The organism is Poseidonibacter antarcticus, assembly GCF_003667345.1.
Lineage (GTDB): Bacteria > Campylobacterota > Campylobacteria > Campylobacterales > Arcobacteraceae > Poseidonibacter > Poseidonibacter antarcticus.
The window spans coordinates 112,608-125,377 of the sequence record NZ_RCWF01000006.1 but is presented as its reverse complement, the minus strand read 5'-3'; the positions used below and the strand labels follow the sequence as shown (position 1 = coordinate 125,377).

Here is a 12,770-nt window from a genome sequence, read left to right as displayed (position 1 = left end):
AGTGGTTATTATTTCATTTATAAATAGTAGGATATAAAACTAATGATAAATACAAACGCGGTAATTTCAGTAATTGCAAATATTCATAATAATGCAAATAAACTTATTGTTGATGAACTTAAAAAACATAATTTGACAGGACTTGCACCATCTCATGGAGATATATTAATACTCTTATATCAAAATGAGGAAGGTGTCCCTATGAATAAAATTACATCAACAATTAATAAAGACAAATCAACGGTTACAGCTTTAGTCAATAAATTAGAAAAGATGGAATTTCTTACAAAATTTAAACATGAACATGATAGCCGAAGTACAATAGTAAAACTTACACAAAAAGGACATGAGACTAAACCTATTGTCTTAGATCAAATATCTACAAAACTTTTAGATAAAACTTATAAAGGATTTTCCAACGATGAGAAAATACTTCTTTGTAGTTTATTGGAAAAAGTAAAAGATAATTTAAATAAGTAAGTATTAACGTTATATAAATATATTATACGAGGAAACATTATGAATGAAAAAAATCAAATAATTGAAGATCTTCTTTGGAGACATACTACTAAAAAATACGATAAGGCTAGAAAGATTCCTCAAGAAGATCTTAATATACTCTTTGAAGCAATGCGTCTTTCAGCATCCTCAATCAATTCTCAACCCTGGAAGTTTGTTGTGATTGAAAGTGATGAAGCCAAAGAAAGAATGAACAAAACCTTTGCCCATAAATTTCAAACGAATCAACCGCATGTTTTTGATAGCTCGATGATTATTCTCTTTGCATATAACCCTCATTACTCTCGTGATGATTACGCTGAAGTAGTAGATAAAGGTATCAAAGATAAGCGTACTAAACCCGAAAAGAGAGAAAGTGCTTTTGGTGGTATGTTTTTTGCTGAACTTAATACTGATGAATCTGGTGATACAAGTGCTTGGACTAAAGCTCAAACTTATCTAGCTTTGGGAAATACTCTACATACTTTAGCTCGTCTAAAAATTGACTCCACACCTATGGAAGGGATTGATACCGATCTAGTAAATGAAGAGTTTAAAAAAGAACTAGATGGTTATCAGTGTGATGTTGCTTTGGCTATAGGGTATCATCACATTGAAGAGGACTATAACGCCAAACTTCCAAAGTCGCGACGAGAACACAAAAGTATTTTTGTACATATTTAAATACAATTGGTGAGATGCATAACAAGTTATTGCATCGGAGAAACTACTCGCCTTTTTTCGCTGAACAAGGCATTTTACAATCACTTACTTTTGGAACACGAAGGATTCATATTTATGAATCCTTTTAATTAGTATTTCCATTCTAATAAGAAATCCCAATCAATTGCAAGCCTTTTGATTTAGCTTTAACACTAATCTTTTCTTCTTTATGATTTTTTAACGCTTCACTAATATCTTTTAAACTAAGTTTCTTATTTCCTAACTCAAATAAAGCTCCCATAATATATCTAACCATATGACTTAAAAAACCATTTCCTACAATCTTAAGATAGTAGATTTTATTAGAAAAAGCAGAAGCTTGAAGTTCTAATATTTCGCAAGACAAAACTGTACGAATTGTAGATTTCATATTTGTATCTCGTTTAGCAAAACAATAAAAATCATGTTCACCAATAAAAAGATTACAAGCTTCTTTCATAAGTTTAATATCAAGTATTCCATTATTAGAAGATATGTGAGTTACAATATCATTTAAAATAGGATTATAGACTTTATCTGTAGAAAAGCAATAATGATATTCTTTGCTCACGCTGTCTTTATTTGGATTAAATCCAATATTACTAGTTTCACATTCTAAAATACGAATATCAGGAGGCAATAATGAGTTCATTCCAAGTTGTAGTTTTGAGGATTCAATTTCCAAAGGAATAGATACTTTTAGCACTTGTCCTTGGGCATGAACACCTGCATCAGTTCTACTTGCAGATGAAATAATACTATCTTGATATTTGCAAATTTTATCAAGTACTTTTTGAATACTTGCCTGAACTGTTGGCTTATCACTATTATTTCCAAGGTCTTGCCACCCAAAGTAATTTGTTCCTTTATATGAGATTATAAGCCTATGATAATACATATATTTTATCCTAACCAACCCATTTGAAAAGAATATTTAATTAACATTAAAAAACACATAGCAATTACAATAATTCTTAGATGTAAAGGATTTATTCTAAGTAAAAAATGTGAAGCAATATATGCTCCAATCATTTGACCTAACATCATTAAAATACCAATACTAAAGATAACTTGTCCATAAATTAAAAAGATTATAACAGACCCTATATTAGTTGCAAAATTCATAGTTTTAGCCATTGCAGTAGCTTTTATAAGTTCAATTCCTCTTAATGCAATTGCGGATAAGGATAAAAAAGAACCAGTCCCTGGTCCAAACATACCATCATAAAATCCAATAAAAGGAACAGCTGTATATTGATAAGTTTTTTCAGTTATTTTTGCTTTTGATTCAATATTAGAAGCTTTTGGCATAAATAAGAAATATACACCAATAAGTAAAAGAACTATAGGTATTACAAAATTTAGTAGTTTTACATCAATAAATTGAACACAAATTGTTCCTATTACAGAACCTACAAAAGCCATAAGCATCAAATATTTAACTTCATTAAACGTAATTTTTTTCTTACGAAGCATCATAACAGAAGCAGTACCACTACCAATAAAAGCTTGAAATTTATTTGTACCAAGAGCAAGAAGAGGAGGCATTCCTGTCAAAATTAAAGCAGGAATTGTAATCAATCCTCCACCACCTGCTAAAGTATCGATAAAACCTGCGAAGACAGCGACAGCAAAAAGTATAATCATTAATTCATATGTAATAATTGATAAATCCAAAATCATCTCCTTTGAATTTATGCATTATAGTAAGAATTGCTTTCAGATGAATAAATTGATTTAAGCTTTCATAAATAGAACTTAAAGTAAAATTAAGAATCAACCTCTAGGGGCGCTATTATCTTCTTAAGATAAAAGCTGAGATAGCAAATTGCTTGTCCCGTTGAACTTGAACTGGGTAATTCCAGCGTAAGGAAGAGAAATGTAAATAATCCTACTATGATATTTTAATCATACTTTATATACAACTTTTTCCTACATAAATAAAATTTTATTTAAGGAAACATATTGAAAATTAAAAATTTAACACTATCTGCGTGCACATCATTTATATTATTAAGTTCTTTAGCCTATGCCGAAGATATAACATTAGATTCTATTACTGTTACTTCTGATTTTAGAGATAAAAATCTCTCACAAACAAGTAATGCTATTAGCGTATTATCAGAAGATAAAATAGAAGAAAAAGCTCATCAATCATTTGAAAATGTAATAGGTCAAATACCAAATGTAAACTTTTCAACAGGAGGTTCAAGAGCTCACTATATTCAAATAAGAGGAATTGGTGAAAGAAGTCAATTTATCTCTCCTGTAAATCCATCTGTTGGTTTAGTTTTAGATGGTATTGATGTATCGGAATCAGCACTTGCACTTACAATGTTTGATGTAAATCAAATAGAAGTATTAAAAGGTCCACAAGGTACAACATTTGGTTCAAATGGAATGGCGGGAGTTGTTAGCTTACAAAGTAATCAACCCACAAAAGATTTTGAAGGTCATATAGAAACTACAGTTGGAAACTACAATACAAAATCAATAGGACTTGCTTTAGGTGGGACATTGATTGAAGATACATTATTAGGTAGATTTTCTGTTTATAAAAATACTAGTGATGGTTTTATGGAAAATAAATATTTAGGTAAAAAAGATACTCAAAATATTGATGAACTAGCACTTAAAGGTCAATTAACTTACTTAGCAAGCGATGAGCATACAGTAGATATTAATCTTGCACATATTGATGTAGATAATGGTTATGATGCTTGGACATTTGATAACTCTTATAATACTTATTCAGACCAACCAGGAACAGATGCACAAGAAACTAATGCAATTGCAATTAAATCTACATATCAAATCAATAGAAAAATGCATTTAATAAGTAAAGCATCATTCTCAAAATCAGATAGTACATATTCTTATGATGAAGATTGGTCATATAAAGGTGCTTTTGCAGATAGTTTATATCCATATAGCTCTTTTGATGAGTATTTAAGAAAAAGAGAAAAAGTAGATATTGATTTACGATTAGTATCTGATGAAGATGGTCGAATTTTAAATAATACTACAGATTGGACTTTTGGAACATATTATAAAAATCAAAGTGAAGACTTAACAAGAAATTATACATATCTTAGCTCACCGTATACTAGTAGTTACGATACTGAAAACTTAGCTATTTATGGACAGTTAGATTCTCATATTGCAGATAAGCTTACTTTAACAACAGGTTTAAGAGTTGAAAAATGGGAAGCTAAATATAGTGATTCTGATTCTTTAAATATAGATACAGATGAAGTACTTGTTGGTGGAAAAGTTGGATTAAATTATCAAGAAAATGAAAATGATTTATACTATGTAACACTTTCAAAAGGTTATAAACCAGGTGGAGTTAATGCAGATAATTCACTATCAAGCAATGCAAGAGAGTTTAATACTGAACATTTATGGAACTTGGATATTGGGAAAAGTTTTTCTAACTTAGATAACAAACTAAAAAGTAGAATAAACTTTTTTTATGGTTTAAGACGTGACCAACAAGTTAAAAGTTCTACTGTAACAGTAAGAACTGACGGAAGTACAGAATTTACAGATTATTTAGCAAATGCTGCTAAAAGTAGTTATTATGGTGTAGAAGCACAAACAGATTATTATGCAGATAATACTTTGCATTTATTTGCATCTCTTGGTTTACTTAAATCTAAGTTTGATGAATATGAAGACCCAAATCCAAGTAATGTAGATGTTAATGGAAGAACACCAGCTCAATCTCCTGTTTATCAATACAATGTAGGCTTTGATTATATGCTTACAAATGATGTTCAGTTTAAAACTGATGTAGAAGGTAAAGATTCATATTACTTCTCAAATAGACACAATGCAAAATCAAAATCTTATGCACTTTTAAATGCAAGTGTTTCTTATTTTGCTTCTGATTGGACTCTAACTTTATGGGGTAAAAACCTTACTGATAAATCTTATCAAACAAGAGGTTTTGGAAGTTTTGGAAATAATCCAGGTAATGGATATGCTACAGAACTTTATACTCAAGAGGGTGATCCTCGAACATTTGGATTTACAGCGAAGTATTATTTCTAATGAAAAAAACAATATATTTATTACTTTTAACTAGTATTTTAACCTTTGGAAATGAAAAGCCAACTCTTACAGTATATACCTATGATGCTTTTGCAGCATCATGGGGACCAGCACCAAAAGTGAAAAAAGCTTTTGAAAAAACTTGCGATTGTAATATAAAATTTGTAGGAGTTTCAAGTTCAATTGCAACTTTACGTAAAATTCAACTTGAAGGTAAAAAAACAAAAGCTGATGTAATATTAGGTTTAGATACAGCAATTGCACAAGTTGCAAAAGAAACTAAACTTTTTTCTCCTCATGGTTTGGATACATCTATAATTGATTTACCAAATTCATATAAAGATGATACTTTTGTACCTTTTGATTATAGTTATTTTGCTTTTGTTTATGATGAAAAAAAAATAAAAAATATACCAGATTCTTTTGAATCCTTAGCTTCTATGCCAGAAGATTTTAAAATAGTTATTCAAGATCCTCGATCTTCAACTCCAGGACTTGGTTTATTATTATGGGTTAAGTCTATTTATGGAGATAAAACAGTTGATTATTGGAAACGTTTATCTCCACATATTCTAACTATTACAAAAGGATGGTCAGAAGCTTATAGTCTATTTTTAAAAGGTGAAGCTGATATGGTTTTAAGTTATACAACATCTCCTGCATATCATATGATAGAAGAAAATAAGTACAATATTAAATCAGCAGATTTTAAAGAAGGTCATTATGCTCAAATTGAAGTTGCAGCTATTGTTAAATCTTCAAAACAAAAAGAACTAGGAAAAAAGTTTTTGGAATTTTTATATACTAAAGAATTTGCCCAACTTATTCCAACAGCTAACTGGGCATATCCTGTAATAAAAGGTGTTAAACTTCATAAAGATTTTGATAAATTACATAAACCTAAAGAGTTTATTTTAATGGATGGAAAAGAAGTAGAAGAAAAAAGAAAAGCTATAATAAATGAATGGCTTAGTGCAGTACAAAAATAATAATGTTTAAAAATTTGAAAAGATTTAAGGGTTCTACACTTTTGGGTGGAGCTTTATCTTTTGCACTATTATCTTTTTCTTTTCTTATATTTTACACTTTATACACCGCACAAGAAACAAATCTTTTTACGCAAGTTGATAGTAAAATATATGGCTTATTAAAATTTACTATTTTTCAAGCTTTTTTATCAACTGTTCTTTCAGTATTTGTAGGATTATTATTAGCTTGGGCGTTAAGTCATCAAACTAATTTCAAAGGACGTTCAACTTTAATTGCTTTGTTTTCTTCTTCTTTAGTATTGCCAACACTAATTGTAGTTTTTGGAATAATAGGTATTTTTGGAAGGCAAGGATACATAAATCAAATAAGTCTTTATTTTTTTGATACTTCTTTTGGTACATATCTTTACGGTTTAGGTGGAATTTTATTAGCTCATGTTTATCTTAATGCCTCTTTTGCGCTACGATCATTACTACATAGTTTTGAAGCAATTCCAAAAGAAAAATATAAATTAGCAAAGAGTTTAAACTTTTCTGTTTTGAAATGTTTTTATTATGTAGAATACCCTGCTTTGAAATCAAGCTTATTAAGTATTTCTTCTACAATATTTTTACTTTGTTTTACTTCCTTTGCTGTTGTTTTATTGCTTGGTGGAAATCCTAGTTATAATACTTTAGAAGTTGCTATTTATGAAGCTGTAAAGTTAGATTTTGATATTGAAACTGCTTTAAAACTCGCACTTATTCAGCTTAGTATTTCTGTTGTTTTAGTAGTATTATCTTCTTCTTTTAAAATAAGTACTAGCAATATTAAAACAAGTAATACTTTCATAGTTTGGAAAAATTCTAAAAAAATTCAAACTTTGCAATGGTTTATCATTTTTGTTTTTACTATATTTTTTATCTCTCCTTTAATCGTGATTTTTTTAGATGGTTTGAGTGCAAACTTTACAAAGATATTATCAGATAAGATTTTTATACAATCATTTTTTACTTCTATAACACTTGCAACTGTATCAAGTATCATAACAGTAATTGCAGCAATACTTCTAAGTAATACAAGACGAAACTTTAGCTTAGATACAAGACTAGCTTCAAATCCATTTTCTAAAATATTAAATCTTTTCATTGCTTTTTCTGGCAATATATATTTAGCAATACCTTCACTAGTATTAGGTTTAGGTTTTTTTATGATGTATCAAAAATATGATGGTTCATTTGTTCTTTGGTCAACATTCGCCCTAATAACAGCAAATGTACTTATGTCTTTACCCTTTGCTTTAGCTGTAATTGCACCTGCTATGCAAAAAATAGCAAAACGATATGACAAACTATCTTTTTCTTTAGGACTTAGTACCTTCCAAAGATATAAAGAAGTAGAACTACCCTATTTAAAATCATCAATTGCTTATGTGTTTACTTTATCTTTTTGTTTTTCACTAGGTGATTTAGGTATTATTGCCCTATTTGGTTCGGATGAATTTATAACCTTACCTTGGTACCTTTATCAGCTTATGGGTTCATACAATACAAACGATGCAGCAGGTGTGGCACTAATACTTTTAATACTAGTATTAGCTGTGTTTATTTTAATACCAAGAATATTCAGGAGCAAAAATGCTTAAAATAAAAAATTTACAATACAAGTACAAAAACTCAAATACAAAAGAAACGTATACTTATAATTTAGAAGTAAAAGAAAGCGAAATTATAGCAATCTTAGGACAAAGTGGAAGTGGGAAATCTACACTTTTAGATTTGATAGCTGGATTTATAGATCCACTTAGCGGAAGTATACTATTAGATCAAAAAGAACTATTAAGTTTAAGTGTAGAAAAAAGACCTATGAGTATTTTATTTCAAAACCATAATCTTTTTGAGCATTTAAATGTACAAAAAAATATTTTATTAGGATTAGGAAGAACAAATGCTGATGATAAAAAAGCAGTTTCAAATATTCTAAAAAAAGTAGGACTAGAAAAGTTTGAGCATACCCTATCCTCACAACTTTCAGGTGGACAACAACAACGTGTTGCCCTAGCTCGAGTTCTACTTAGAAATGAACCAATACTACTATTAGATGAACCTTTTTCAGGATTAGATGAGCAAACTAAAATAATAATGCTAGACTTAGTAAAAAATATCACACAAGAACATAAACTACATACAATAATGGTTACCCACGATATGCAAGATTGTAAACGAATTGCTTCCAAAGTTTATAGAATGCAGAACTATTTACTTGAAGAAGAAGTCTAATTTTATTTATCAATATGATAAAAAATCAATGTCCCCCAAATTATTATATTTTAATTAAAAATTAGCTTTACAGATTGAACTTAATTCCTCATTTATTTTAAAGATTTTTGCTCTTATATTTGTAAAACCAAAAGATTCTAATCTTTTAGTATGTTTTTGTAAATATCTGTTTGCATCATTTAAGTTATCAAATACATAAATTCCACCTGCTTCTTTAGTCTCTTCATTCTCAGTCCAAATCTTAGATATTAAACCTTCTTCTTGTGCAATATCTTGAGCTAAATCTTTCATAGATTCAAAGAATTCTTCATTAAATGGTCCACTAAAGGGAAAATCTATCTGTAAAAGATATTTCATTTTATTTCCTTATTATTTTTTATTTCCAAAATTATATTATAAAAATAAAAAAAATTCTACTATTTTCTGATGTATAATATAAAAGAATTCAATCAAAGCTAATAATTAAGGAATAACATATGCCAAAATTTATAATATTTGATACTGAAACTACTGGATTTTATAAAGAAGATAGAATCATAGAAGTTGCGGCAATGATTATTGATAATAAAGGTGAAATACAAGTTTTAGACGAGCTTTGTAGTACTGATGTTCCTATAAAAATGGAAGCTACCCTTATTCATAAAATCACACAAGAGATGATAGAAAAGAAATGTAAATTTACTCAAACACAATTTTATAAAAGACTTCTTGAATTAAATAATGATAAAAACTATTTAGTCGCACATAATATGCCATTTGACTTAAGCATGTTAGAAAAAGAAGGATTTGAGTGTAATTTTAAAATTATTGATACGCTAAGAGTTGCTAAACATCTTTTAGCAGAAGATAGATCTAAAGCTCTTCCATATCTTAGATATTCACTTAAATTATATGAAGATGAAGAAAACGAAGCAATTAAATATGGCGTTGTTATGAAAGAACATACAGCAATTGGTGATGTATTAGTTACTAAACTATTATTTTCAAAACTTCAAATACTAACAAAAGAAAAGTTTCCAAATGACAATATTATAGATAAAATGCAAGAATTTACTAAAACACCAATTCTTCTAAATATTTTTAAATATGGTAAATATAAAGGCAAAAAAATAAGTGATATTTATAATAATGATATAGATTATATAAATTGGATGAAAAAGAATGTTGAATTAGATATAGATATAAAATTTACTTTTGATACACTTGAAATTGAGAATAATCAAAAAAATATAATTTGATGTCATAATTTAAATCAAACTATTTTACTCTAGTATTAGAAAAATTAATACTTCTTTTTTCATCATTTTAACTCTTATTAAAACTTAGATATAATCATGAAAAATTACAATAACAATTAGGACACTTTATGAAAAAACATGTAGAAACATCATTAAGCCATATTGCAAAATTTGCACCATTTAAAGAACAAACAGGAGCTTCTCACTTTCCTATTTACAATACAGGAACATTTGATTTAAAAAAACAAGATGGTGATAAAATTTATGACTACACAAGAAGTGATAATCCAACAAGAGAAACATTAGAAAACCTTTTTACTGAAGTTGAAGGTGGTGCTGGTTGTGTTTGTACTCATACAGGTATTGCTTCTGTTGCACTTCTTTTTGAAACTGTGTTAAAAGCAAATTCTCATATTTTAGTAGAAGCTGATTGTTATGGTGGAACATTTAGATTACTTAAAATATTTAAAGAAAAGTATAATGTTACAGTTCATTTTGCAGACTTTTTAGACTTTGATAAAATTGAAGATATTCTAAAAAATAATCCAATTGATTTAGTTTTATGTGAAAGTCCTACAAATCCTGGATTAAAAATCATTGATTTAAAAAAAGTAGGTGCATTAGCAAAAGAAAATAATGCACTATTTGCAGTTGATAACTCTCTTGCAACATTTATTTCTCAAAGACCTTTAAAATTAGGTGCAGATTTTTCACTATTTTCAACTACAAAATATATTTCAGGTCATGGAGCAGTTGTTGCTGGTGCAATTGTTGCAAAAACACAAGAATTAGCAAAAGAGATTCACTACTATGCAAATGCAGGTGGAAGAAGCCAAAATCCTATGGATGTGTATTTAATCACACTAGGAATTCCAACACTTAAAGTGCGAATGCAAGAACATGAAAAAAACTCAATTATCATTGCACAATATTTAGAAGATCAAGACTATATTGTAAAAGTTACACACCCTAGTTTAAAATCACACCCTCAACACGATTTGGCAAATGAGCAAATGGATTATATTCCAGGACTATTTTGTGTTGATTTTAAAAGCGTTAAATTAGCCGAACAATTTATTGAAAAAACAAAAATCTTTGGTGAAAAATGTTCATTTGGTAGTCCAGATTCAAGAGTAGAAATTCCTGCAAAAATTTCTCATGCAACATTCTCAAAAGAAGAATTAGCAGCAATTGGAATTAGTGATAGTACAGTTAGATTGTCTATTGGATTAGAAAATGTTGAAGATTTAATAAAAGATATAGAACAAGCAATAAAATAAAAAGTAAGAAAAAAACAAATGAACAAAAAAAAATTTGAACATATAGATTGTGGAGAAACATTACCTGTAAACAATATACATGCGGTTTCTGTTTCAATGCCTACACTTCATGATGTTATTGGTTATGAAAAACAAACACCAGAAATATTGGAAAAAGTAAAAAGTGCTTATCCAAGATTTGTGCTACATCCATATTTAAAAAAACTTGCACTTTATATAAAAGATAAATATAAGGTTTGTGATGATTTTGAAGTTGTAATTTTATCTTCAACAAAAGCAGTTGAGTTAATTAGTGATAAATATTTTATTCACAATAAAATTGAAGTAAATGAGCCTTTTGGAGTTATTTTAGTTCAAAAAGGCACTTGTCAACTTCAAAAGGTTCTAACATATATTCAACACGTTGGATGTAATTTATCTTCAAGATTTGCTCAAAACTACCTTTTTGATTTAGGATTATTAGATTCTATTCATAAAGAAGAACTTGAAGATAAAAAAGTAGCAAAAGATATTGTAATCAATACTTTGGCAAATGCTTATAATCAACCTTCTAAAAATGTATGTTTAACACCTTCTGGAATGAATGCAATTTATGGAGTTATACGAGGTCTAAATTCAATTCAAAATCATAATGCAAGAACAATATTAGTTCAATTTGGATGGCTTTATCTTGATACTATGAATATTGTAAATCATCATTATAATCAATCAAAGGTATTTACAGATATTTTAAATCTTGATTTATTAGAAGATTATTTAAAAATAGATGGAAATAAAGTAAGTGCAATAATTACAGAAATGCCAACTAATCCACTACTTAAAACTGTTGATATTAAAAGATTAAGAAGCTTATGTGATACATATAATATTCCATTAGTAATAGATACAACTTTTGCAACACCTTATAATCTTGATTTAACAAACTATGCAGATATTTTTGTAGAATCACTTACAAAGTTTGCCTGTGGAAATGCAGATGTTTTAATGGGTGCAATTATTTTAAATAAGAAACATAATCTTTCACATATGAATTATGAATTTTTCAAACATTGTGAACCTGTTTATATACAAGATATTCAAAGACTTGCTTTTGAGATAAAAGATTATGAAAAAAGAGTGAAAAAAATATCTACAAATACAAAACAATTAGTTGCATACTTCAAGACTTGTTCTTATATAAAAGAAGTTTATTATTGTTTAAGCGATGAAAATAAGGAAAACTATTCACAAACAATGTGTGATGATAATAGCTTAACAGGAATTGTATCTGTAACATTTACAAAAGCTTTTAAAGATATATATGACAACTTAAACTTTGCAAAAGGTCCAAGCTTAGGAACTGAATTTACACTTCTTATGCCTTATACTTATTTAGCTCATTGGGATTTAGTTTCAAGTAAAGAAGGAAATAAATTTTTAGAAGAAATTGAACTTCCAATTGACTTACTTCGTATTTCCGTTGGTTGTGAAAACATTGATGATATTATTAATGAATTTAAAAGATTAGAAAGATAGAAAAATAGGATAAAAAAAGAAAATTCTACAATTTATAAAAAAATTAGCTCTTGGCTATATGAGGGCTATAATATAAAAGTATACTTTCATTACGAAATATCTAAGTTGCTAATCTTATGATATTTTATCCCTTTTTATTTTCTTATAATATAACGTGTTTTGATTTTTTGCGATTTTTGGACAGTTTATGTAAAAAGAATTTAATTTAAAATAGAACATATACTCCTAATATG

Annotated in this window: 12 protein-coding genes and 1 riboswitch; of the genes, 9 read left to right on the top strand and 3 right to left on the bottom strand. The window is 28.1% G+C overall.

Going from position 1 to position 12,770, the window contains the following annotated elements; all coding sequences use genetic code 11:
- Positions 1–42 precede the first annotated feature (42 nt).
- Both D9T19_RS08975 and D9T19_RS08970 read left to right on the top strand, forming a co-directional pair.
- A complete protein-coding gene (locus tag D9T19_RS08975; RefSeq protein ID WP_121627902.1) occupies positions 43–480 on the top strand; it encodes a MarR family winged helix-turn-helix transcriptional regulator in 438 nt (145 codons plus the stop codon).
- A gap of 39 nt (positions 481–519) precedes the next feature.
- Complete coding sequence (locus D9T19_RS08970; RefSeq protein WP_121627901.1) at positions 520–1,182, top strand: nitroreductase family protein; 663 nt, start codon at positions 520–522, stop codon at positions 1,180–1,182.
- Positions 1,183–1,324: 142 nt separating this feature from the next.
- Here D9T19_RS08970 and truA read toward each other — a convergent pair whose 3' ends face one another.
- On the bottom strand, positions 1,325–2,098 hold the full coding sequence (truA, locus tag D9T19_RS08965) for a tRNA pseudouridine(38-40) synthase TruA (RefSeq protein WP_121627900.1): 774 nt from the start codon (positions 2,096–2,098) through the stop codon (positions 1,325–1,327).
- 5 nt (positions 2,099–2,103) lie between these two features.
- Complete coding sequence (locus D9T19_RS08960) at positions 2,104–2,877, bottom strand: TSUP family transporter (protein WP_121627899.1); 774 nt, start codon at positions 2,875–2,877, stop codon at positions 2,104–2,106.
- 98 nt (positions 2,878–2,975) lie between these two features.
- Positions 2,976–3,090: riboswitch (TPP riboswitch) on the top strand.
- A 75-nt stretch (positions 3,091–3,165) separates the two neighbouring features.
- On the opposite strand from D9T19_RS08960, the gene D9T19_RS08955 reads away from it, so the two are divergent.
- From D9T19_RS08955 to D9T19_RS08940, 4 genes are read left to right on the top strand one after another with little or no spacing between them, the layout of a single operon-like run.
- On the top strand, positions 3,166–5,256 hold the full coding sequence (locus tag D9T19_RS08955) for a TonB-dependent receptor (protein WP_121627898.1): 2,091 nt from the start codon (positions 3,166–3,168) through the stop codon (positions 5,254–5,256).
- Positions 5,256–6,245: a thiamine ABC transporter substrate binding subunit gene (thiB, locus tag D9T19_RS08950; RefSeq protein ID WP_121627897.1), complete on the top strand. Its 990-nt coding sequence runs from the start codon at positions 5,256–5,258 to the stop codon at positions 6,243–6,245. The genes D9T19_RS08955 and thiB overlap by 1 nt, the downstream gene beginning before the upstream one ends.
- A 14-nt stretch (positions 6,246–6,259) precedes the next feature.
- On the top strand, positions 6,260–7,870 hold the full coding sequence (locus D9T19_RS08945; RefSeq protein ID WP_162984570.1) for an ABC transporter permease subunit: 1,611 nt from the start codon (positions 6,260–6,262) through the stop codon (positions 7,868–7,870).
- On the top strand, positions 7,863–8,504 hold the full coding sequence (locus D9T19_RS08940; protein WP_121627895.1) for a thiamine ABC transporter ATP-binding protein: 642 nt from the start codon (positions 7,863–7,865) through the stop codon (positions 8,502–8,504). The genes D9T19_RS08945 and D9T19_RS08940 overlap by 8 nt, the downstream gene beginning before the upstream one ends.
- 54 nt (positions 8,505–8,558) lie before the next feature.
- On the opposite strand, the gene D9T19_RS08935 is transcribed toward D9T19_RS08940, so the two are convergent.
- On the bottom strand, positions 8,559–8,861 hold the full coding sequence (locus D9T19_RS08935) for a monooxygenase (RefSeq protein ID WP_121627894.1): 303 nt from the start codon (positions 8,859–8,861) through the stop codon (positions 8,559–8,561).
- Between the two features lie 119 nt (positions 8,862–8,980).
- Here D9T19_RS08935 and D9T19_RS08930 point away from each other — a divergent pair, with 119 nt between their 5' ends.
- The 3 genes from D9T19_RS08930 (at position 8,981) to D9T19_RS08920 (ending at position 12,537) form a co-directional block, all read left to right on the top strand.
- Positions 8,981–9,742 carry a 3'-5' exonuclease gene (locus D9T19_RS08930; protein WP_121627893.1) on the top strand — a complete coding sequence of 254 codons (762 nt, stop codon included), beginning with the start codon at positions 8,981–8,983 and terminating at the stop codon, positions 9,740–9,742.
- Positions 9,743–9,870: 128 nt separating this feature from the next.
- Positions 9,871–11,022 carry a trans-sulfuration enzyme family protein gene (locus D9T19_RS08925; protein WP_121627892.1) on the top strand — a complete coding sequence of 384 codons (1,152 nt, stop codon included), beginning with the start codon at positions 9,871–9,873 and terminating at the stop codon, positions 11,020–11,022.
- An 18-nt stretch (positions 11,023–11,040) separates the two neighbouring features.
- The gene (locus tag D9T19_RS08920; protein WP_121627891.1) at positions 11,041–12,537 is read left to right on the top strand and encodes a PLP-dependent transferase; all 1,497 of its coding nucleotides are present in this window, start codon (positions 11,041–11,043) and stop codon (positions 12,535–12,537) included.
- Positions 12,538–12,770: the final 233 nt, after the last annotated feature.